General features: G+C 71.4%; 24 protein-coding genes. 17 read left to right on the top strand and 7 right to left on the bottom strand.

From position 1 onward, the window contains the following. Positions 1-54: 54 nt before the first annotated feature. The 3 genes from DEJ14_RS18070 to DEJ14_RS18060 are packed head-to-tail and all read left to right on the top strand — an operon-like array spanning position 55 to position 2,629. Positions 55-801, top strand: coding sequence for an ABC transporter ATP-binding protein (locus DEJ14_RS18070; RefSeq protein WP_111083576.1), 747 nt, complete (start codon positions 55-57; stop codon positions 799-801). Further along, on the top strand, positions 798-2,075 hold the full coding sequence (locus DEJ14_RS18065; RefSeq protein WP_111083575.1) for an ABC transporter permease: 1,278 nt from the start codon (positions 798-800) through the stop codon (positions 2,073-2,075). The genes DEJ14_RS18070 and DEJ14_RS18065 overlap by 4 nt, the downstream gene beginning before the upstream one ends. Positions 2,076-2,101: 26 nt before the next feature. After that, on the top strand, positions 2,102-2,629 hold the full coding sequence (locus DEJ14_RS18060) for a GNAT family N-acetyltransferase (RefSeq protein WP_111083574.1): 528 nt from the start codon (positions 2,102-2,104) through the stop codon (positions 2,627-2,629). 44 nt (positions 2,630-2,673) lie between these two features. Here the strand turns inward: DEJ14_RS18060 and DEJ14_RS18055 are convergent, their stop codons facing one another. Further along, the gene (locus tag DEJ14_RS18055) at positions 2,674-2,949 is read right to left on the bottom strand and encodes a hypothetical protein (RefSeq protein ID WP_111083573.1); all 276 of its coding nucleotides are present in this window, start codon (positions 2,947-2,949) and stop codon (positions 2,674-2,676) included. A gap of 102 nt (positions 2,950-3,051) precedes the next feature. Between DEJ14_RS18055 and DEJ14_RS18050 the strand changes: the two genes are divergently transcribed. From DEJ14_RS18050 to DEJ14_RS18035, 4 genes are all read left to right on the top strand, one after another. Next, a complete protein-coding gene (locus DEJ14_RS18050; protein WP_111083572.1) occupies positions 3,052-3,720 on the top strand; it encodes a hypothetical protein in 669 nt (222 codons plus the stop codon). Between the two features lie 121 nt (positions 3,721-3,841). Next, positions 3,842-4,534 (top strand): hypothetical protein, encoded by a 693-nt coding sequence (locus DEJ14_RS18045; RefSeq protein WP_111083571.1) that lies wholly within the window; start codon positions 3,842-3,844, stop codon positions 4,532-4,534. Between the two features lie 39 nt (positions 4,535-4,573). Further along, positions 4,574-6,019: a phytoene desaturase family protein gene (locus DEJ14_RS18040; RefSeq protein ID WP_111083570.1), complete on the top strand. Its 1,446-nt coding sequence runs from the start codon at positions 4,574-4,576 to the stop codon at positions 6,017-6,019. 5 nt (positions 6,020-6,024) lie between these two features. After that, positions 6,025-6,468 carry an SRPBCC family protein gene (locus DEJ14_RS18035; RefSeq protein ID WP_111083569.1) on the top strand — a complete coding sequence of 148 codons (444 nt, stop codon included), beginning with the start codon at positions 6,025-6,027 and terminating at the stop codon, positions 6,466-6,468. Between the two features lie 135 nt (positions 6,469-6,603). On the opposite strand, the gene DEJ14_RS18030 is transcribed toward DEJ14_RS18035, so the two are convergent. Continuing rightward, positions 6,604-7,422, bottom strand: coding sequence for a shikimate 5-dehydrogenase (locus tag DEJ14_RS18030; RefSeq protein ID WP_111083568.1), 819 nt, complete (start codon positions 7,420-7,422; stop codon positions 6,604-6,606). Positions 7,423-7,500: 78 nt separating this feature from the next. On the opposite strand from DEJ14_RS18030, the gene DEJ14_RS18025 reads away from it, so the two are divergent. From DEJ14_RS18025 to DEJ14_RS18015, 3 genes are all read left to right on the top strand, one after another. After that, entirely contained in the window at positions 7,501-8,439 is a 939-nt protein-coding gene (locus DEJ14_RS18025; protein WP_258373133.1) for an NADP-dependent oxidoreductase, read from the top strand. Positions 8,440-8,582: 143 nt separating this feature from the next. Next, on the top strand, positions 8,583-8,777 hold the full coding sequence (locus tag DEJ14_RS18020) for a PspC domain-containing protein (protein ID WP_111083567.1): 195 nt from the start codon (positions 8,583-8,585) through the stop codon (positions 8,775-8,777). Between the two features lie 148 nt (positions 8,778-8,925). Next, positions 8,926-10,314: an L-serine ammonia-lyase gene (locus tag DEJ14_RS18015; protein WP_111083566.1), complete on the top strand. Its 1,389-nt coding sequence runs from the start codon at positions 8,926-8,928 to the stop codon at positions 10,312-10,314. A gap of 28 nt (positions 10,315-10,342) precedes the next feature. Here the strand turns inward: DEJ14_RS18015 and DEJ14_RS18010 are convergent, their stop codons facing one another. Genes DEJ14_RS18010 through DEJ14_RS17990 form a run of 5 tightly spaced genes read right to left on the bottom strand, consistent with a single transcriptional unit; the run spans position 10,343 to position 15,018 of the window. Beyond that, complete coding sequence (locus tag DEJ14_RS18010) at positions 10,343-11,179, bottom strand: class II fructose-bisphosphate aldolase (protein WP_111083565.1); 837 nt, start codon at positions 11,177-11,179, stop codon at positions 10,343-10,345. Then, the gene (locus DEJ14_RS18005; RefSeq protein ID WP_111083829.1) at positions 11,176-12,123 is read right to left on the bottom strand and encodes a 1-phosphofructokinase family hexose kinase; all 948 of its coding nucleotides are present in this window, start codon (positions 12,121-12,123) and stop codon (positions 11,176-11,178) included. Before DEJ14_RS18005 ends, DEJ14_RS18010 begins: the two co-directional genes overlap by 4 nt. After that, positions 12,120-13,238, bottom strand: coding sequence for an N-acetylglucosamine-6-phosphate deacetylase (nagA, locus tag DEJ14_RS18000; RefSeq protein ID WP_181437364.1), 1,119 nt, complete (start codon positions 13,236-13,238; stop codon positions 12,120-12,122). The genes DEJ14_RS18005 and nagA overlap by 4 nt, the downstream gene beginning before the upstream one ends. Next, positions 13,235-14,140 carry an ROK family protein gene (locus tag DEJ14_RS17995; protein ID WP_181437363.1) on the bottom strand — a complete coding sequence of 302 codons (906 nt, stop codon included), beginning with the start codon at positions 14,138-14,140 and terminating at the stop codon, positions 13,235-13,237. Before DEJ14_RS17995 ends, nagA begins: the two co-directional genes overlap by 4 nt. Further along, positions 14,140-15,018, bottom strand: coding sequence for an SIS domain-containing protein (locus DEJ14_RS17990; protein WP_111083563.1), 879 nt, complete (start codon positions 15,016-15,018; stop codon positions 14,140-14,142). The genes DEJ14_RS17995 and DEJ14_RS17990 overlap by 1 nt, the downstream gene beginning before the upstream one ends. A gap of 132 nt (positions 15,019-15,150) precedes the next feature. Here DEJ14_RS17990 and DEJ14_RS17985 point away from each other — a divergent pair, with 132 nt between their 5' ends. The 7 genes from DEJ14_RS17985 to DEJ14_RS17955 all read left to right on the top strand — a co-directional run bounded on the left by DEJ14_RS17985 (position 15,151) and on the right by DEJ14_RS17955 (position 21,544). Then, a complete protein-coding gene (locus tag DEJ14_RS17985; protein ID WP_165901013.1) occupies positions 15,151-15,939 on the top strand; it encodes a DeoR/GlpR family DNA-binding transcription regulator in 789 nt (262 codons plus the stop codon). Positions 15,940-16,087: 148 nt separating this feature from the next. Next, positions 16,088-17,338, top strand: a complete 1,251-nt coding sequence (locus DEJ14_RS17980) for a Gfo/Idh/MocA family protein (protein ID WP_111083561.1) — start codon at positions 16,088-16,090, stop codon at positions 17,336-17,338. Positions 17,339-17,361: 23 nt separating this feature from the next. Continuing rightward, positions 17,362-18,687 carry an ABC transporter substrate-binding protein gene (locus tag DEJ14_RS17975; RefSeq protein ID WP_111083560.1) on the top strand — a complete coding sequence of 442 codons (1,326 nt, stop codon included), beginning with the start codon at positions 17,362-17,364 and terminating at the stop codon, positions 18,685-18,687. 11 nt (positions 18,688-18,698) lie between these two features. Continuing rightward, positions 18,699-19,676 carry a carbohydrate ABC transporter permease gene (locus DEJ14_RS17970; protein ID WP_111083559.1) on the top strand — a complete coding sequence of 326 codons (978 nt, stop codon included), beginning with the start codon at positions 18,699-18,701 and terminating at the stop codon, positions 19,674-19,676. After that, entirely contained in the window at positions 19,673-20,533 is an 861-nt protein-coding gene (locus DEJ14_RS17965) for a carbohydrate ABC transporter permease (RefSeq protein WP_181437362.1), read from the top strand. Before DEJ14_RS17970 ends, DEJ14_RS17965 begins: the two co-directional genes overlap by 4 nt. After that, positions 20,530-21,303 carry a hypothetical protein gene (locus DEJ14_RS17960; RefSeq protein ID WP_111083558.1) on the top strand — a complete coding sequence of 258 codons (774 nt, stop codon included), beginning with the start codon at positions 20,530-20,532 and terminating at the stop codon, positions 21,301-21,303. Before DEJ14_RS17965 ends, DEJ14_RS17960 begins: the two co-directional genes overlap by 4 nt. Positions 21,304-21,337: 34 nt before the next feature. Further along, on the top strand, positions 21,338-21,544 hold the full coding sequence (locus DEJ14_RS17955; protein WP_111083557.1) for a hypothetical protein: 207 nt from the start codon (positions 21,338-21,340) through the stop codon (positions 21,542-21,544). The last annotated feature ends 19 nt before the right edge of the window (positions 21,545-21,563 follow it).

Below are 21,563 nucleotides of genomic sequence, written 5' to 3'. Positions count from 1 at the left end.
TGATCTACAGCAAACGCAAACTTGCAGTCGTGCAGCGGACACTACGGTGGGGCCATGACCACTCCCGTGCTCGAGGCCCGTGACCTCGCCAGGACCTACGGCCGAGGCCCGACGCGGTTCGACGCGCTCAAGGGGGTGTCACTCCAGGTGCACCAGGGCGAGAGCCTGGCGATCGTCGGCAAGTCCGGTTCGGGCAAGTCGACGCTCATGCACCTGCTCGCACTGCTCGACAAGCCGTCGACCGGGCAGGTCCTGCTCGACGGCACCGATGCGGCGACCCTCGGCGCGCGACAGGTGAACCGCACGCGCAACAGCACCTTCGGGTTCGTGTTCCAGCAGTTCTTCCTGACCCCCAAGACCTCGGTCCTCGACAACGTCGTGCTGCCGCTCAAGATCGCGGGCGTCTCCGGAGCCGAACGGAAGCGCCGCGGCATGGCGGCGCTCGACTCCCTCGGTCTGGCCGACAAGGCGAAGAACGACGCCAACGACCTGTCCGGCGGGCAGAAGCAGCGCGTGGTCATCGCACGCGCGCTGGTCGGCGAGCCGAGCGTCATCTTCGCCGACGAGCCGACCGGCAACCTCGACACGAACACCGGGCAGGTGGTCGAGGACATGCTCTTCGGCCTGCAGCGCGAACGCGGGATCACGCTCGTCGTGGTCACGCACGACGAAGAACTCGCCGCCCGCTGCGACCGCAGCGTCAACGTCCGCGACGGACTCATCGTCGGTGGATCGGACGGCACGCCCACCGCCGGTGCCGCCGTCGACCAGCAGGCCACGCACGGAAGGCACTCCGCATGAACTTCCTCGACCTGCTCCGCACCGCGGTCTCGAACACCTTCCGGTCGAAGCTGCGCACGACCCTGACCGTCATCGCGATCTTCATCGGCGCCTTCACGATCACGCTGACCTCGGCGATCGGCACGGGAGTCAGCAACTACATCGACACCCAGGTCTCGTCGATCGGCGACACCGGTTCCCTGACCATCACGAAGGCCGTCGACACCGCGTCGACCGACAGCGGGCCGGCGGAGTACGACCCCGACGAGTCCGGCCAGAGCGTGGACCGCGGCCCCGCGTCGTTCTCGTACCTGTCGCAGTCCGACGTCGACGACATCCGCGCGATCGACGGCATCAAGAGCATCCGTCCCGCGGTCGCGCTCGCTCCGAAGTACGCCGAGCACGATGACGACGGCAAGTACGTCGTCTCGCTGACCGCCAACGCCGGCGAACTCGACGCCGACCTGGCGAGCGGGAAGCAGCTCGACGACGACACCGATGCGAACCAGGTGATCCTGCCGACGAACTACCTGGAGAACCTCGGACTCGGCAGCGCGAAGGCCGCCGTCGGCAAGGAACTCACCTTCGCGGTGGACGACTACCAGGGCAAGGAGCACACCCTCACCGCGACGGTGGTCGGTGTGCAGAACGAGTCGCTGTTCGGCGGCGGTGCCGGGGCGAACGCCGCGCTCACCGACGCGATGCAGGCCGCGCAGGAGATCGGCAAGCCGGACTCGATCGCGACCTCGTACGCCAGCGCCACCGCGACGCTCGACTCCGGGGCCTCCGCGACCACGGTCAAGAAGGCGCTGTCGGACGACGGGTTCCTCGGGCAGACCATCCAGGACCAGCTCGGACAGTTCCAGACCGTCATCAGCGGCATCGTCGGGGTCCTGAACGCCTTCGCCGTCATCGCCCTGGTGGCAGCGGGCTTCGGCATCATCAACACGCTCCTGATGAGCGTGCAGGAGCGCACCCGCGAGATCGGCCTGATGAAGGCGATGGGCATGGGCGGCGGAAAGGTCTACACGCTGTTCTCGCTCGAGGCGGTCTTCATCGGGTTCCTCGGCAGCGCCATCGGAGCCGGTGTCGCGATCCTGCTCGGCACCGGCATCTCGAACGTGCTCGCCGGCACGGTGCTCAAGGACCTGCCGGGCCTGCAGATCATGCAGTTCGCACCGAGTTCGGTGGCGACGATCATCCTCGTCGTGATGTTCATCGCGTTCCTCGCCGGCACCCTCCCCGCACGCCGCGCCGCGCGGCAGAACCCGATCGAGGCGCTCCGGTACGAGTAGCGCCCGGCGTGCATAGTCTCTGACGGGTGGCGGCATTCGGGCGGGACCTCGGCGACGGGTACACGCTGACGCTGCGCGACCTGACGACGGTCGACCCGGTCCTGGAACTCGTGCGCGCGAACCTGGACCGGCTGCGTGCGGCCGAACCGTGGGCGTGGGATCCGCAGGACCGCGAGACCATCGGACTGCACACCGAACGGCTGCTCGGCCAGTTCGCGATGGACCGCGCGCTCCCCTGCGTCATCCGTTCCGACGACCGCATCGTCGGGGTGGCGTCGCTGACCTTCGACCCGTACCTGGGCCAGGCGTCACTCGGCTACTGGGTGGACGCCGGACACGAGGGCCGCGGTGTCGCGGGGCGGGCCGCCGGGGTCCTGGTCGAGGTCGCGCGGGCACGCGGCACCGCACGGCTCGAGATCCGGACCGGCGTCGACAACGTCCGCAGCCGCGCGCTGGCCGAACGGCTCGGGTTCGCCCATGAGGGGACCCTGCGGGGCGCGCTGCCGCTCGGGCCCGTCCGCGCCGACGTCGCCGTCTACGGCCTGCTGCTCTAGGCGCGTCTCCCCCGCCGACGTCTGCGCGCGTCAGGAGCTTTGCGTCAGGAGCTGTGCGTCGCGCCCTGCCAGACCGCGAACACACCGCCGACGACCGCCAGCACGAGCAGCAGGATCCAGACGGCGAGCGCGATGAGGTTCAGGAAGACTCCCCAGCCCGCGCGACCACGGGCGAGCGGTTCGCGGCTGCGCGACGCGACGCCCAGGCACAGCCCGACGATCGGCGCGACGAACGTCCAACCGGCGAGCAGCGAGCAGATCCCGAGGACGAGACTCGCGGTGCCGAGACCGGTGCGGGGGGACTCCGTGTACGTGACCATGCACCCGACGCTACGGAACCGCTCGGGGCGTGTCGTCCCTCCAGGGCGTGATCCGGGTCCACCTGCCGACGGATGGTCACCGGACGCCGGTATCGTCGGAGCATGGCCCTGTTCGGACGACGCAACCACGACGTGCGCGATCGACCCATCAGCCAGGTCGAACTGAAGCGGGCCGTCGACGAGGGGTTCCTCATCGCGAAGGCCGCGGTCACGATCGCGGTCGGCAACCGGATCATCACCAATGCGCTGCGCGACCAGGGGTACTTCGACCACGCGCTGATCGCCGAGGCCGCGCGCGAGGAGCTCCACCGCATGGCCGAGGAGCAGCGGGGCGACGCCGCGCGCATGCGGGAGATCCGGTCGACGTCGAGCAAGTCGAAGGGCCGCTCACGGCACCAGCACGACTACCGCCGGGGTGACGACCTCAAGCTGCGCACGCGTGAGGCGACGTACGAGCAACTCGCGACGATGCTCGACAAGCGCCGTGACGACCAGCACTTCGTCGACGGCATCGTGCTCGCCGCCCGTGCCCGGGCCTGGGACGACATCGGCACCACGGTGGTCGGGCGCCTCGGCTGGGCGCAGCGTCCAGCCGACGACTACGAGATCGGCCGCGACGACCGCCTGCAGCAGATGCTCGACGAGGACTTCGCGACGTTGCTGGCCGAGCACCCCGTGGGCTCGACCCCGGTCGACGCCGACGAGCCGGACGACGCCGACGGCGACGAGGACGGCTCCGACCCGGCAGACCCCGACGTCGCCCGCCCCTGAGCCGGTACTTGAGATATCACCCGAGCGTCGCTAGGCTGATCGGGTAACGCCCCAGGACCATTCGGCACCGCCGGACTCCTGGGGCGATTGCTGTTCCAGAGGGCAGTTCGGGGGGAGCGCGATGATCGATCCAGCGACGTTGCCGGAGTTGCCGCGTCTGCTCAGCGCGCCGCGGTTCGACCGGTACGCGGCTCGGTACGGCGGCCGCGCTGACCTCGGATCTCGGCTGTACGCCTGGAACTGCGAGATCGCGGCTGCGTTCTGGGGGCCGGTCGGGTGCCTCGAAGTGTTCGTCCGGAACGCGATCCACGACCAACTCCGACGATCCCGCCGGGACGACTGGTGGAACGACCCAACGGTGCGGCTCCTGGATCGAGAGCGTCGGGCGGTGACCGATGCCACCCGGACACTCGTCCGCCGCGGCGTGAGCGACCCCGAGCCGGATCAGATCGTCGCGGCCACGAGCTTCGGGTTCTGGGTGGGGCTCACGGACGCTGGGGTCCCGCGAGATCCGTTGTGGAGCTACGAGACGACGCTGTGGCAACCCCGGCTCGTGCACGCCTTCCCCCGGCTGGGGCAGGTGCGCCGAAAGCAACTGCATCGTCGCCTCGATGACGTCCGCCGGTTCCGCAACCGTCTCGCGCACCACGAGCCCGTCCACGCGGCTCCACTCGAACGGATCCGCGATGACATCGTCGCGATCGCGGGGTACGTCGACCACGATGCTGCGGCCTTCATCGCCGGAGCACAACGGATCGACACCGTCGTTGCCCGGAAGCAGATCGCTGTCTCCTCCGGAGCCTCGGTCATCTGACCGGGACCACGCGCAGACACGAGTCCCTAGGCTCGGACCATGGTTGATGCGGTGGTCGTCGGTGCCGGTCCGAACGGACTCGCGGCGGCGGTGACGCTCGCCCGTGCGGGCCTGTCCGTCGAGGTGGTCGAACGGAACGACACGATCGGCGGTGGTGCCCGCACAGCCGAGCTCACCCTGCCGGGGTTCCTGCACGACGTCTGCTCGGCCGTGCACCCGATGGCCCTGCAGTCCGAGTTCTTCCGGCTGTTCCGGATGGAGGAGCGCATCGAGCTCCGTCTGCCCGAGGTGCAGTACGGGCACCCGCTCGACGGGGGTCGCGCGGGCATCGCGTACCAGGACCTCGAGCGGACAGCCGCCGAGCTGGGCGTGGACGGCCCGGCCTTCCGGAACCTGATGGGCCCGCTCGCCCGCGCGGCCGACCAGGTCGCTGACTTCGCCACCGACGCCCTCCTGCACGTGCCGCGCCACCCGCTCACGGTGCTGCGGTTCGGCCTGCGCGCACTCGAGCAGGGCAGCAGCGCCTGGAACGCCCGCTTCCGCCAGGACGCCGCCCCGGCGATGGTGTCCGGCGTCGCCGCGCACTCCATCCAGCACATGCCCTCGCTGTCGACGGCCGCCGCGGCGCTGTCGCTCGGCGCCTACGCGCACGCCCGCGGCTGGCCCGTGCCGATCGGCGGCAGCCAGGCGATCGTGGACGCGCTCGCCGACGACCTCGTCGCGCACGGCGGACGGATCGTCACCGGGCACGAGGTCCGGTCGCTCGGCGACCTCACCCCGGCGAAGGCGGTGCTCTTCGACACGAGTGTCCCCGGCATGCTGCGGATCGCCGGCTCGCAGATCCCCACGCCGAAGCGCGGTGCGCTCCGCCGGTTCCGGTTCGGCAACGCGGCCGCGAAGGTCGACTTCGCGCTGTCCGACCCGGTGCCGTGGACGAACGAGGCGCTGCGCCGGTCCGGCACGGTGCACATCGGCGGGACACGAGCCGAGATCGCGGCGGCGGAGGGCTCGGTCGCGCGCGGCCAGCACGCCGAACAGCCGTACGTGCTCGGCTCCGAGCCGACCGTCGTCGACCCGACCCGTGCGCCGCGGGGCAAGCACGTCTTCTGGGCCTACGCGCACGTACCGGCGGGGTCCGACGTCGACCAGACCGAGGCGATCACGCGCCAGGTCGAACGGTTCGCGCCGGGGTTCCGTGACACGATCCTGCACACGTCGAGTCGGACGGCCGCACACATGTCGGACCACAACCCGAACTACGTCGGCGGCGACATCGCCGCCGGTGCCGCGAGCTTCTGGCAGCTCGTGAAGCGCCCGGTGCTGTCCAGCGACCCGTGGCGGATGGGCGGCGGCATGTACCTGTGCTCCGAGTCGTCCGCGCCCGGCCCCGGCGTGCACGGCATGGCTGGTTGGCGTGCCGCGAAGAGCGCACTCCGGCACACCTTCGGGCTGCCCGACGACGTCGACCTCACCCCGGAAGGCTGATCACCATGGCGAAGAACGTCCGCATCCTGCACTGTGCTCCCGAGGACGTCTTCGACGTGCTCGGCGACGGCTGGCTCTACACGACCTGGGTGGTCGGCGCCTCACGGATGCGCGCGCAGGAGCCCGGTTGGCCGCAGGTCGGCACGCACCTGCACCACTCGTTCGGTGCCTGGCCGCTCGTCATCGACGACGTCACGACCTCGTTGGTGTGGGACCCGCCGCACCGCATGGTGATCCAGCCGAAGGGGTGGCCGATCGGTGAGGCCCGCGTGGAGCTGACCGTGGAGCCGCACCGCAAGGGCTGCAAGGTGACGATCGTCGAGAACGCGGTCGCCGGTCCGGGCGCCTGGGTCCCCGACTTCCTCATGCAGCCGCTCATCTGGGTCCGCAACCACGAGACGCTGCGCCGACTCGGGTGGGTGGCCGTCGGGCGCGCGGCGAACGCCTGAGACGTTCCACGAGACGAACGGGAGGCACGGTGCCAGCTGGCACCGTGCCTCCCGTCATGGCCGTCGTGCCGCTGGCGCGTCACGCCGGAACCGGCGTGTGGGGCCCACCTCCCGTCCGCCCTGTGGGGGCGTCGACTACTCGGCGCGCGAGAACTCGCTGGCGCGCGCCACCTGGTCGTCGGTCAGGGCGACGCCCGTGTAGCGCTCGAACTGGCGTGCTGCCTGCAGCGCGATGACCTCGGCTCCGGTGATGACGTGCTTGCCGGCCTGGCGGCCGGCGCGGACCAGCGGGGTCTCCGACGGGAACGCGACCACGTCGAAGACCGTGTGGGCCGCCTCGATCCGGTCCTGGGCAAAGGCGAGCGCGTCCTGCTGGTCGCCGCGCATGCCGAGGGGCGTGACGTTGACGACCAGGTCGGACTCCCCAGCCTCGCGCTCCTCGGCGACCCACTCGTAGCCGTACTGCGACGCGAGCGCCGGGCCGGTCTGCTCGTTGCGAGCGACGACCGTCAGGCGGTCGAAGCCGGCGCCGCGGAACGCCGCGGTCACGGCCTTCGCCATGCCGCCGGAGCCGCGGAGCAGCACCCGGGACGCGCTGTCGACGTCGTGTGAGGCGAGCAGGGCGGCGATCGCCTCGTAGTCGGTGTTCGACGCGGTGAGCACGCCGTCGTCGTTCACGACCGTGTTCACCGACTGGATGGCGGCGGCGGACTCCTCGACGTGGTCGACGAGCGGGATGATCGCCTCCTTGAAGGGCATCGACACCGAGCAGCCGCGGATGCCGAGCGCGCGGATGCCGGCCACGGCGCCGGGCAGGTCGGTCGTGGTGAACGCCTTGTACAGGAAGTTGAGCCCGAGCTCGTCGTACAGGAAGTTGTGGAAACGGGTGCCGATGTTGCTCGGCCGGGCCGCGAGCGACATGCAGACCTGCATGTCCTTGTTGAGGATGGGCATGGAGCCAGTCTCCCACCGTCGTGCCGATGGAGCGGTCCACGCGGACCGTTCGTCATGCTCGGGGTACCGTCGGACGCGATGACTGAGATCCCGGAGACCATGCGCGCTGTCCGCTTCGACGAGTGGGGTGACCGCTCCGTGCTGCACGTCGCCGAGGTCCCCGTCCCCGAGGCCACCGCCGGTCGGGTGCTCGTGCGCGTCCGCGCCGCCGGCATCAACCCGGGCGAGTCGGCGATCCGCCAGGGGCTGTTCGACGGCGGGTCCTCAGACGCGCTGCCGTCCGGTCAGGGCACCGACTTCGCCGGCATCGTCGTGGCCGTCGGCGAGGGCGTCGACGGCGTCGACGAGGGCGAAGAGGTCCTCGGGTGGTCGTGGGACCGCGCGAGCCAGGCCGAGTACGTGTCGGTGCCGGCCGAACAGGTCGTGCAGAAGCCCCGGCTGCTCGACTGGACCGTCGCCGGCGGGCTCGACATCGTCGCCACGACCGCTGCCGCAGCCGTCCGTGCCGTCGACCCCCGACCCGGCGAGACCGTCGTCGTGTCCGGTGCCGCAGGTGGTGTCGGCGGGTTCGTCACGCAGCTGCTGACGAACGAGGGCATCGACGTGATCGCGATCGCGTCCGAGGCGAACCACGAGTGGCTCCGGTCGAAGCGTGCACGGCCCGTCGCGTACGGCGAGGGCCTGCAGGAGCGGATCACCGAGCTCGCCACCAACGGCATCGACGCCGTCATCGACACGTACGGTCCGGAGTACGTGCACCTCGGGATCGCCCTGGGCGTGCCGGTCGACCGCATCGAGACGATCATCGCCTTCGAGGCTGCCGCCGAGGTCGGTGCGAAGGCCTCCGGCAGCGCGGACACGGCCGACCCGGAGATCCTCGGCGCCCTGGCGATGCAGGTGGCGAACGGCGAGGTCGAGGTGCCGATCGCCGCGACCTACCCGCTCGACCGGGTTCAGGACGCCTACGAGCAGCTGGAGCAGCGGCACACCCGCGGGAAGATCGTGCTCATCCCCTGACGGGCGTCGGGCATCAGGCGTCGGGGGCCCGGCGTCGGGGGTCGTTCAGGGGTCGTTCGGGGGTCGTCCGGGGGTTGTCCCCACCGTGATCCGGGGTACTGCCCGGATGCCCTCGCTCGTCGCCGGTGCGTAGCGTCGTCCCCATGAGCACACTCTCCCGTCCCCGCAACGGCCGCATCCTCGCCGGTGTCTGCGCCGGCCTCGCCGATCGCTTCGGCCTGTCCCGCACCCTCGTCCGGATCGGCTGGGTGATCCTGAGCCTGTTCCCCGGGCCGCTGTGGATCGCCTACGTCGTCCTGTGGTTCGTGGTGCCGGCAGAGGGCAACACCCGGCGCTGATCCTGGAGGCCGAGTTCCGCGGTGAGCGACAGTTCTCGCGCTCGTGAGCCCGTGATCTGTCGCTCAGCCCGAGACTCGGCGCGGCCAGCCCGAGACTCGGCGCGGCCAGCTCGAGACCCGGTCCGTCCGGACGGGTTAGTGTGGCGGCGTGCCGGTCTCCGTCTTCGATCTGTTCAGCGTGGGTGTCGGTCCCTCGAGCTCGCACACCGTCGGGCCGATGCGGGCCGGCGCCGAGTTCGCGTCCCTGGTCGCCGGGCTGCCCGTCGCCTCCGTCGCCGTCGACCTGTACGGCTCACTGGCGTCGACCGGGCAGGGCCACGGCACCCTCGGTGCCGTGGTCGCCGGCCTGATGGGGTCCCACCCCGAGACCGTCGACCCGGACGCGATGACCGGGGCGCTCGACGCCCTCGAACGCGACGGCCTGCTCCGGCTCGACGGTGGGGCGACCGTGTCGTTCCGGATCGCCGACATCGTGCTGCACCCCCTCACGATGCTGCCCCGGCACCCGAACGCCATGCGGCTGCGAGCCCGTGACGGAGCCGGTGCCGACCTGGCTGACGAGACGTACTACTCGATCGGTGGCGGCTTCATCGCGCGCGACGGCGACGGCGAGGACGACGGTGCCGTGGTCGCGGGTGCGGCGATCCCGGTCGACGACCGCGTGCCGTACCCGTTCTCGAGCGGCGCCGAGCTGCTGGCCGCCTGCGCTGCCTCCGGGCTGCCGATCAGCGGAGTGGCGCTCGCCAACGAGTCGGTCACCCGGACCGACGCCGACGTCCGCACCGGGCTGCTCGACATCCACGCCGTCATGGACTCGTGCGTCGAACGCTCCGTCCGCCGTGACGGATGCCTGCCCGGCGGACTTGACGTCCGGCGTCGCGCAGCCACGTGGCACGAGCAGCTCACCCGCGAGGACCCCGACCACGACCCGCTGTTCGCCATGGAGTGGGTGAACCTCGTCGCCATGGCGGTGAACGAGGAGAACGCCACCGGCGGCCGGGTCGTCACCGCACCCACCAACGGCGCCGCCGGCATCATCCCCGCGGTGCTGTACTACGCGCTCACCTACGTCCCCGCGATCACCGCTGCCGACCGGGACGACGCCGTCGTGCGGTTCCTGCTCACCGCCGGTGCCGTCGGGTCGATCTACAAGGAGCGCGCATCGATCTCCGGTGCCGAGGTCGGTTGCCAGGGCGAGGTCGGCTCGGCCGCGTCGATGGCGGCCGCCGGACTCGCCGAGGTCCTCGGGGGCACCCCGGAACAGGTCGAGAACGCCGCGGAGATCGCGATGGAGCACAACCTCGGGCTCACCTGCGACCCGATCGGTGGCCTGGTGCAGATCCCGTGCATCGAGCGGAACGCGATCGCCGCGAACAAGGCGATCAACGCCGCACGGATGGCCCTCCGTGGCGACGGCGTGCACCACGTGTCGCTCGACCAGGTCGTCGAGACGATGCGGCAGACCGGGGCGGACATGTCGACGAAGTACAAGGAGACCGCCATGGGCGGGCTCGCGGTGAACGTCCCGCTCTGCTGAGCACGGCGGCTGCCCGGGCCGCCACCGCTCAGCCGTGCAGGAGCGTGAGCAGTCGTGCGGTCTCGGTGGAGATCGCCTCGCGCCCCGCCGACACGTACTTCCGTGGGTCGACCAGGTCGGGCCGCTCGTCGAGCACGGTGCGCAGGGCACGGGTGAACAGGCCGTTCAGGTGGGTCGAGATGTTGATCTTCGTCATGCCGGCCTGCACCGCGCCGCGCAGTTCGTCGTCGGACAGCCCCGACGAACCGTGCAGGACCAGCGGGACCGGCACAGCGTCACGCAGACGTTCCACCAGGTCGCGGTCGACCGAGGCTTCGCGGGTCTGCATCGCGTGCGAGGTCCCGACGGCGACGGCCAGGGCGTCCACCCCGGTGTCGGCCACGAACGCGGCGGCGTCGGTGGGGTCGGTGCGGACACCCGGAGCGTGCACGCCGTCCTTGCCGCCCACCTCGCCGAGTTCGGCCTCGATGGCGACGCCGGCGGCGTGACACCGGACCGCGAGGTCACGGGTGGCAGTGACGTTCGCCGTGAAGTCCAGGTGCGAGCCGTCGTACATGACGGAGTCCACGCCCAGGTCGATGCCGGCGGCGACGAGGTCCGGGTCCTCGATGTGGTCGAGGTGGACCAGGACGTCGACGTCGGCGGCCCGGGCGATCGCCTGGGTCGCGGTCGTGATCGGTGCGAGACCGCCGTGGTACCGGACGCAGTTCTCGCTGATCTGCAGGATGACGGGCAGTCCGGCCCGCTCGGCCCCGGTGACGATGGCCTCGGCGTGCTCGAGCAGGACGACGTTGAACGCGCCGACGCCGCGGTGTGCCGTGCGGGCGGTGTCGAGCAGGCCCGTCAGGGCGAGGTCGGTGATCATGCTGGGGTCCTCGTTCGGTCGGGGTGGGTCAGGAAGCGGTGGACGTCGGCGGGGTCGACCTCGCCCGCCACCGGGCGCAGGACGGCTGCGGCCCCGTGGGCGGCGGCGGACCGGAGCGCCCGGAGCAGGGTGTCGTCGGCGAACGGGGCACCGGTCCCCGCGTCGACCAGGGCACCGACCAGACCGGCGGTCGCTGCGTCGCCCGCCCCGGTGGGGTTGCCCGAGACGCCGGGCACCGCTGGGACCTCGAGCACGTGGTCCGCGGTGTGGGCGGCGATGCCGTGCGCTCCGCGGGAGACCACGACGACGCCGGCGCCGCGTTCCAGCAACCGGAGGGCGGCGGTGCGTTCGTCCGCGGCGCCGGTGGCCTCGAGCAGTTCCTCGCGGTTGGGCTTGCAGACGGTGGCACCCGCGCCCGCCGCCGCCAGCAGTGCGGCACCGGAGCAGTCCACGACGCTCAGGACGCCGTGCTCACGGGCCGTGGCGACCCAGCTCGCGACGACGTCGGGTGCGGCACCGCCGGGCAGCGAACCGGACACCACGAGAGCGGTGGCGTCGGCGCGGCCGAGCAGTCCGTCGACCGCTGCGGCGACGGCGTCCCACTCGGTGCTGGTGAGCACCGGGCCGGGCTCACCGAGCATCGTCGGGTGGGCGACGTCGTCGACCACGGTGACGGTCGTGCGGGTCGTGCCGGACACCACGACGTCGGTGTGGCCGAGGCCGAGGTCGTCGAGCGCGTCCGAGATCCAGCGGCCGGGCGTCTCCCCGAGGGGCAGGACGGCGTGCGTCGCGACACCGGTCGCCGCCAGGACCCGACCGACGTTCAGGCCCTTGCCACCCGGGTGCCGTGCGACGTCGAGGACCCGCTGGGTCTCGCCGATGCGCTGTTCGGCGACCCGGTACGTGACGTCGACGGCCGGATTCGGGGTGACGACGACGATCACGAGACCACCGCCGTCGGCAGGAGGCACCGCACCGCACCGGTGTCGGGGTCGAGGACGAGGAGGTCGGCGGGCGCGCCGACCGTGAGCGGCGCCGGCCGACCGAGCAGCCGAGCCGCACGCGTGGTGGAGGCGGCGACGACCTCGGGCACCGCGACCCCGCTCGTCAGCAGCCCACGGACGGCGTCGGCGACGGTGATCGTGCTGCCCGCCAACGACGACCCGTCGGCGAGCACGGCGACCCCGCCGCGGACCGAGACCGCGGACCCGGCGATGGTGTGGTCACCGTCGGGGCAGCCCGTCGCCGACATCGCGTCGGACACGAGCACCAGGCGGCCCGGTGCACTCCGCTGGACGAGCCCGATCGTGGTCGGGTCGAGGTGGTGTCCGTCGACGATGCACTCGAGCAGGACGCGGTCGTCGGTCAGGGCGACCCCGACCGGCCCCGGCGTGCGGTGGTGCAGCGGTGGCATGCCGTTGAACAGGTGCGTGACGAGCGTGGCGCCGGCGTCGATCGCGCGGCGGGTCTGCTCGGCGGTGGCGTCGGTGTGCCCGATCGCCACGACGACCCCGGCGGCGACGAACCGCGCCACGGTGTCGAGGGCGCCGGGGAGCTCGGGGGCGAGTGTCACGACCCGCAGCGCGCCGTCGGCGGCCGCCAGGTACGCGTCGACCTCGAGCGGGTCCGGGGCGTGGAGCAGGTCCACCCGGTGGGCTCCGCGGCGGGCCGGGGACAACCACGGCCCTTCGAGGTGCAGGCCCGCCAGCGTGCCGTCCGAGGTGAGCGGTCGAAGGCGCGTGAGGGCTGCGACGGTGTCGTCGTGACGCCCGGTCGCGATCGAGGCGACGAGGGTCGTGGTCCCCCGTGACCGGTGGTGCGCGGCCGCCGCTCGGGCGTCCGCTGCGGAACACGTGGCGAAGTCGTGGCCGAGTGCGCCGTGGGCGTGCAGGTCGACGAGGCCCGGCACGACGGTGCCGTCGACGGTGACCGCGGAGTCCGCGCGCGGCGGTGTGCCGGCACCGACCGCGAGCACGGTGTCGTCGTCGAGCACGATCCACCCGTCGTGCAGGTCGTGGGCGGCGGTCACGATGCGTGGCGCGCGGACGAGCGTGGTCACAGCAGGACCCCGGTCTCGAGCACCCGCCGTGCGAGCAGACCCGCGCCGATGGCTCCGGCGGCGTCGCCGTGGGCGGCCGGCAGGATCTCCGGTGCGCGGACCCCGACGAGCCGCTCGGCCACCGCCGTGCGGAGCGGCCCGAACAGCAGCGGGCCGGACTCGGCGAGTCCCCCGCCGACGATGACGGTGTGGCAGCCGGCGACCGCGGTCGTCCAGGCGAGGGCGTCCGCGAGCACGGCGACGCAGTCGTCCCAGACGGCGGTCGCCACGGGGTCGCCGTCACGCACCCGGAGCATGGCCGCGTGCGCCGATGCCGACCCGGAGCGGCGTGCGACTCCCCCGGCCGATGCGATCTCCTCGACCCGGAGCCCCGCGTGCGGTCCGGACGGGATCAGCACCTGGCCGATCTCCCCCGCCCATCCGCCCCCGGACACGACCTGGCCGTCGACGACCAGCGCGCTGGCCAGGCCGGTACCGACGGGCACGAACGCGACCGATCCGCGCGACAGTGCCGTGTCACCGGCGTGGGTCTCGGCGAGGGCGCCGGCGCGGACGTCGTGGCCGAAGGCGATCGGGACGTCGACACCGCGTCGGACGAGCTCGGCCCGCACGAGGTCGCGGACCGGCACGTCCCGCCACCCGAGGTTCACCGCGAGGACGACGGTGCCGGCGGCTTCGTCGACGACACCCGGCGTGACGAGCCCGACGGCGTCGAGCCGACCGTGGTCGAGTGCCCGCACTGCCAGGTCGGCGACGGCCACGGCCAGTCGGAGCCCCGACGGATCGTCGCGGGGCGTCGGGACCCGGGTCTCGTCCAGGACGAGTCCGTCGGCGTCGGTCAGCCGGGCCTTGGTGCCCGTGCCGCCGACGTCGACCCCGAGCACCGCGCCTGCGCCCGCCATCAGGTGAGGATGACCGACCGCGTCAGCGAACGGGGGTTGTCCGGGTCCAGCCCACGGCCCTCGGCCAGGGCGACGGCGAACCGGTGCACGACGACGAGGCCGGCGATCGGGTCGAGGTCGTGCTGCACGAAGCGCGCACCGGTGGCGGCGACCTCGTCGGCCAGCCCCTGTGGTGCGGCACCGAGCGACCAGACGAGCCGGCCGGGCTGCGCGATGGCGATCGGCCCGTGCCGGTAGTCCATCGCCGGGTAGGACTCGGCCCAGAACTGCGCGGCCTCCCGCGTCTTCAGTGCGGCCTCGAACGTCAGGCCGACGGCGGCACCGCGGCCCACGAAGGAGACCTGTTCGGCGTCGAGCAGGTCGTCGATCGGCAGGGTCAGCGCGATCTCGGCCTGGGCGGCGAGGGCCTCGACGTCGTCGCCGATCGACGCGCGCAGCAGGGCGAGCGCCGTGGTGGCGAACCGCGTCTGCACGACGGAGCGCTCGTCGGCGAAGGGCAGTGCGACCACGTCGTCGGCGACGGCCGCGGCGGGACTGTCCGCGACGGCCGTGATCAGGACGGTGCGCTGCGACGGCAGGGCCTGCAGCAGGTCGACGATCTCGGTCGTGGTGCCCGAGCGGCTGATGGTGAGCACGCGGTCGTACTCGCGCGATGCGGGGTACTCGGAGCCGGCGAAGGCGTCCGTGACCCCGAGGCCGGCCTGCTCACGGGCGACGGCGTAGCTCATCGCGATGAACCAGCTCGTGCCGCAGCCGATGACGGCGACGCGTTCACCGGGCTGGGGGAGCGCGTCCGAGAGGGTCGGCAGGAGTGCTGCGGCAGCGCGCCAGGTCTCCGGCTGGGAGGCCAGTTCGGCGCTCACGAAGGTGTCGGTCATGGGAGCCTTCCGGTCCGGTTCGATCCGGGTGATCGATGATCAGGAAGCGTAGCGAGCGATCGTGCGCGATGGAAGACCAAAGCGTCAATTCCGATCACCGAGCAGTCGCGATGGCACCGTAGGATGGCCGTCATGACCCCCCAACAGCGGCTGAACGCCCTGCTCGAACTGGTGAGCGAACGCGGCAACGTGTCGATCGCCGAGATCGGCGAGCTGCTGGGGATCTCGGCCGCCACGGCCCGACGCGACCTCACGACGCTCGCTGATCAACGGCTCGTCACGCGCACGCACGGGGGAGCCGCGGCACTGGGAGCCGGCTACGAGCTGCCCCTGCAGTACAAGATCGCGCGCCAGGCCGAGGCGAAGACCGCCATCGCCCGCGCCGCCGCGCGACTGGTGCAGCCGGGCGAGACCGTCGGGCTGAACGGTGGGACCACCACGACCGAGGTCGCGCGGGAACTCGGCAAGAGCGAGCGGTTCATCCGTGCCGACGGCGAGTTCGGGATCACCATCGTGACGAACGCGCTCAACGTCGGGTACGAGCTGTCCGTCCGCGCCAACGTCAAGATCGTGGTCACGGGCGGTGTGGCGCGGCGGCAGTCGTACGAGCTCGTCGGCCCGCTCGTCCGCGACACCCTCGACGAGTTCGCACTCGACCTCGTGGTCCTCGGGGTGGACGGGCTCACCGGGCAGTACGGCGCCACGACCATGCACGAGGGCGAGGCCGAGGTCAGCCGGCACTTCGCCTCGGTCGGCCGACGGGTCATCGTGGTCGCCGACTCGACCAAGATCGAGCGGTCGACGTTCGCCAGGATCTGTCCGCTGGACCGCATCGACGTCCTGGTCACCGACCAGCCCGTCCCGCCGGCCTTCGCAGCCGACCTCGCCAGCGCCGGCGTGGAGCTCGTCGTCGCCGACTGAGCCGACGGACGAGCGCCCGGATCCCGGGCGCGACGTTTCGATCGTGTAAAACCCTCCCGCCGTGGACCCATGAGCGATCCGTGAGCGCCTATTGTGCATTCATGATCGATTCGGCATCATGGGCGTCACAATCACGCAAGGGAGCGAGATGAGCATGGGCGTTGACAACGGGATCCTCCGCGTCGCGGTGATCGGGATGGGCCAGCGGTCCGCCATCGCACGGCACGTCGCCGAGGCGGTCGCCGCGGACCCGGCACTGCGGGCGCAGGTCGTCGCCGTGGCGGACGTCACCGCAGCGGGCCGCGAGCGCGGGCGGGCCGAGTACCCCGATGCGCTGGTGGTCGAGCACCACCGGGACCTCACGGGCCAGGTCGACGCCGCGATCGTGACCACCCCGGACCGGACGCACGCCGAGATCGCGATCGACCTGCTCCGCGCGGGCATCGCCGTCTACCTCGAGAAGCCCCTCGCCATCACGGTCGAGGACGCCGACGCGGTCCTCAACACCGCGGCCGAGACGGGCACCCCGCTCTACGTCGGCCACAACTTCCGCCACGCGGCCGTCGTCCGCCTGATGCGCGAGATCGTCGACCGCGGCGAGATCGGCGAGGTCAAGGCCGTCTGGTGCCGCCACTTCGTCGGCAACGGCGGGGACTACTACTTCAAGGACTGGCACGCCGACCGTGCGAACGTCAACTCCCTGCTCCTGCAGAAGGCCAGCCACGACCTGGACGTCATCCACGCGCTCGGCGGCGGGGACACCAGCCGCGTCGTCGGCATGGGGTCGCTGTCGGTCTACGGCGACGTCACCGACCGACGGGACCGCAGCGGCGAGCTGATGGGGGACTGGTTCTCCCACGACAACTGGCCGCCGCTCGCCCAGACCGGGCTGAACCCCGTCGTCGACGTCGAGGACGTCTCGATGGTGATGATGACGCTCGACAACGGCGTGCAGGCCAGCTACGAGCAGTGCCACTTCACCCCGGACTACTGGCGGAACTACACGGTCATCGGCACCGAGGGCCGCCTCGAGAACATCGGCGACACCGGCGGTGGCGTCGTGAAGGTCTGGACGCACCGTCGTGGCTGGGACACCGCGGGGGACCGCGAGTACCCGATCGACGGCGTCGAGGACGGCCACGCCGACGCCGACCTGATCACCATGACCGAGTTCCTGCGGTCCGTCGCCCTCGGCGAACCGACGGAGCTGTCCCCGATCGCGGCGCGCGCCGCGGTCGCCGCCGGTGCCCTGGCGACCCGTTCGCTGCGCACCGGTTCCGTCCCCATCGACGTCCCGCCGCTGCCGGCCGGGACGATCGCGCACTTCAGCCGGCCCGCCACACCCTCCACACGACCCGCTCCGCACCCCACCCACCCCGCCCAGACCGTCGGTTCCTGACGGCCGTGCGAAAGGACCTCCCGATGACCGCACACATCCCCGCCCGAGGAACCGGCGTCCGCCGGATCCTCGTCGGCGCCGTCGCCGCCCTCGGCGCGGCCGCACTCCTCGCCGGGTGCTCCACGTCCTCCGGGGCGTCGAGCTCCGGCGGCGACTACACCGCCGCCGCGAAGGACACCAAGGCGAACCTGACGTACGCCGTCTGGGACGAGAACCAGGTCAAGGCGATCAAGGCCAACCTCAAGGGCTTCAACGAGGAGTACCCGGACATCAAGGTCAGCGTCGACGTCACGCCGTTCGCCAACTACTGGACGAAGCTGCAGACCCAGGGCTCGAGCAACACGCTTCCCGACCTGTTCTGGATGAACGGCCCCAACTTCCAGCTGTACGCGGCCAACGGCAAGCTCGCGCCGATCACCGGCGAGGTCAAGTCCGGCGACATCGACCCCGCGAAGTACTCGAGCGCGCTGAACGACCTGTACACGTACGACGACACCCAGTACGGCGTGCCGAAGGACTTCGACACCATCGGCGTCTGGGTCAACAAGGCCCTGTTCGAGAAGGCCGGCATGGACCTGCCGTCGAAGGACTGGACCTGGGACGACTTCCAGAAGACCGGCGCCGAGCTCAGCGAGAAGCTCAAGGCCGACGGCGCGTACGGCGCGGCCGGCGGGATGGACGGCCAGACGACCTACTACGACACGATCTTCCAGGCCGGGGGATCGGTCGTGAACGCGGACGGCACGAAGTCCGAGTACGCCTCGAAGGCCTCGGAAGCGGGCCTGCAGTTCTGGACGGACCTGATCGACTCGGGCGCTTCGCCGTCGATCAAGCAGCTCACCGACACCACCGCCGACCAGTGGTTCACGTCGGGCAAGCTCGCGATGTACCAGGGCGGCAGCTGGTTCCGCTCGGCCCTGACCGGCACCGCGATGGAGAAGGACATCGTCGTGTACCCCCTGCCGAAGGGCAAGGAGCAGGCGACCGTCATCCACGGTGTCTCGAACGTCGTGTCCGAGGCGAGCAAGAACAAGGCCGCGGCGCAGGCGCTCCAGGTCTACCTCGCCGGCAAGACCGCCCAGCAGCAGCAGGGCGACATGGGCGCCGTCATCCCCGCCTACGAGGGCACGCAGTCCGCCTTCACGAAGACGATGCCGGACGCCGACCTGCAGGTCTTCCTCGACGCCGTCGACTACGCCAAGCCCCTGCCGGTGTCGAAGAACACCGCCGCGTGGAACACCCTCGAGACCAACCTCCTGCCGAACGCCTTCGACGGTTCGACCCCGGTCGACGACGTCGCGAAGCAGCTCGCGCAGAAGATGGACGCCGCCCTCGCCAAGGAACAGTGAGTCCCGAGCCGATGACGATCAACACCGAGCGGCCGCAGGCCGCCTCCACCCCCGCCCGGACGACGCGTTCGTCCGGGCGGGGCGCCCCCGGCCCGACGGCCGGCGGCAAGCGCGCACCCCGACGGACCGACGGCTGGTGGCCGTGGCTCTTCGTCCTGCCGCTGCTCATCGGCGTCGGCACGTTCTACATCTGGCCGATCATCCAGACGTTCTGGTACTCCTTCACCAGCTGGGGCGTGTTCGGCGGTGCGACGTTCAGCGGCGTCGCGAACTACGTCCGGCTCGCCGGTGACCCGCAGCTGTACCAGTCGCTGCTCAACACGATCGTCTACACGGTCATCGTGCTGGCCGGCATCCCGATCGCGGTGTGGCTCGCCAGCTTGCTGAACACCCCGGGCCTGCGGTTCGCGCAGTTCTACCGGGTCCTCTTCTTCCTGCCCTACGTCGCCATGCCGGCCGCGATCGCCCTCGTCTGGCGCATCATGTTCAACGGCGACTACGGCATCGTCAACTGGTTCATCGGACTGTTCGGCATCGACGGTCCGTACTGGATCTCGACGCCCGGGTTCGCACTCGTCGCGGTGAGCTTCGTCGGCCTGTGGTCGTCCCTCGGGTTCTCGATGATCATCCTCGGCGCAGGCCTCAAGGACATCCCACCAGAGCTGTACGAGGCCGCCGAACTCGACGGCGCGAGCCGCTGGCGGCAGTTCCGCTCCGTCACCGTCCCGCTGCTCAGCCCGAGCATCTTCTTCGTGGTCATCGTCACGACGATCTCGAGCTTCCAGCTGTTCGACCTGCTCTACGCCATCCTCGGCAGCACCAACCCGGTGATCCCGAAGACGATGTCGCTCGTCTTCTACTTCTACAGCGCCGGGTTCATCGACAACGACAAGGGCTTCGCGGCCGCGATCGCGATGGTGATCTTCCTGCTCATCGGCATCGTCACGCTCGTGCAGTTCCGCGTCCAACGGAAGTGGGTGCAGGCATGACCGCAACCGTCACACCGCCACGGGCAGCACGCCGGCCCGGTCGTCGCGGCAGCAGCCACTGGTGGATCCACGTCGTCCTCGGCGTCGGCGGCTTCGCGATGGCGTTCCCGTTCGTGTGGCAGATCATCATGTCGCTGTCCACGAACGCCCAGGTGCAGTCCGTCACCCCGACGTTCTGGCCGGGGGAGCTGCAGTGGCAGAACTACGCGCAGGTGTTCGAGCGTCTGCCGTTCCTCAGCCAGCTCGGCACGTCCGTGTACGTCACGATCATCCGCACCCTCGCGCAGATCGTGCTCTGCACGCTCGCCGGCTACGCCTTCGCCCGCATGCGGTTCCGCGGCCGGGCGATCCTGCTCGCGATCGTGCTGTCGATCCTGCTCGTGCCGTCGCAGGTCTACCTGATCTCGCAGTACCAGATCGTGCAGGGGCTCGGATGGCTCGACACCCTGATGGGGATCGTCGCGCCGGGCCTGTTCAGCGCGTTCGGCACCTTCCTGATGCGGACGGCGTTCCTGAACATGCCGCCCGAGCTCGAAGAGGCTGCGCGCATGGACGGCGCGAACCCGTTCCAGACGTTCTGGCGGATCATGCTGCCGCTCGCGCGTCCCTCGATCAGCGTGCTCGCGATCACGACGGTGCTGTGGTCGTGGAACGAGCTGCTCTGGCCGCTCGTCGTCTCGACCCGCGCCGAGGACATGCCCCTCGCCGCAGGCCTCGCGACGCTGTCGAGCGACCGGACGATCGACTACCCGGTGCTCATGGCCGCGAGCCTGATGGCCATGGCGCCGGTGCTCATCATGTTCATCGTCCTGCAGCGGCGGGTGATGGACGGGCTCGCCTCGTCCGGTCTGAAGTGACCGCCGACACCCCCGGCCAGGAGGCCCGTCCCGCGTCCGTCGCGGTCCTCGCCGCCGCCGTGGGGTCGCCGGACGACTCCGCCACGGTGGCGGCCGCACTGGCCGCCACCGTCGCCGACGCGGAGCCCGCACAGCGGGACGCCCTGCTGGTCGCAGCGCTCCGCGCGGCCGTGCCCGGCAACGCGGCCGCGCTGCAGGCGCGGGGGCTCCCGCGCAGCCTCGCCGAGGCGTCCGTGGCGGACGTCGACCGCAAACTCGACCGGTACGGACTGCGCGGCACGGGGGTGGACTGGCTCGTCGCGGTGGCGACCGGCCGCGTGGTGGCCGTGGGGCGCCTCCAGTACGAACTCGGCGACCACCTGCCCGACGGCCGGCCGGCCTGGGGCGTCCACGTCCCGGAGACCGGGCCGCTCGATCCGGACGCCTGCGACCGGTCCTTCGCCCGCGCGCCGGAGGTCCTGCGCGCCCTCGCACCGGCGCTCGCCGCCGACCGGTGGCAGTGCCGCTCGTGGATCCTCGATCCCGGCCTGGCCACGGTGCTCGGTCACGACGCGAACCTGGTGCGCTTCGCGCGACGGTTCCGCCTCGCGCCACCCGGCCCGCACGACGCCGCCGAGGGGGACGAGAGCGTGGCGAAGTTCGTGTTCGGTGTGCCGCTGGCCACCGCGCGCGTCTCGAACGCGTCCGGTCGCCTGCCCCGGGCGGTACTCGACCGGTGGGCGGCGGGCGCGCACTGGACCGAACGGACCGGCACCGCACCCGTCGTCTGATCGCGCGCAGCAGGCAGCGCGTACCGTGCAGCGCATGACGAAGCCCGACCACGACCACCTCGACGACGGCGTGGACATGACGTTCGAGGAACGACGCCAGGACACCTTCCGGCGCATGTCCGGGTCCGACGCGCACGACGCCGACCCCCGGGTCGAGGTGTCCCGCGCCGAGGACGGCGACGTCCGCATCGACGTGGCCGACACCGCAGCCGTGCGCCCCGGCGGTCCGAAGCGCGCCTGAACCGTCACCCGTCAGGCGG

This window comes from Curtobacterium sp. MCJR17_020 (assembly GCF_003234365.2).
Taxonomy (GTDB): Bacteria; Actinomycetota; Actinomycetes; order Actinomycetales; family Microbacteriaceae; genus Curtobacterium.
Note: the sequence above shows the minus strand (reverse complement) of the source record. Positions and strands in the feature narration are given on the sequence as shown.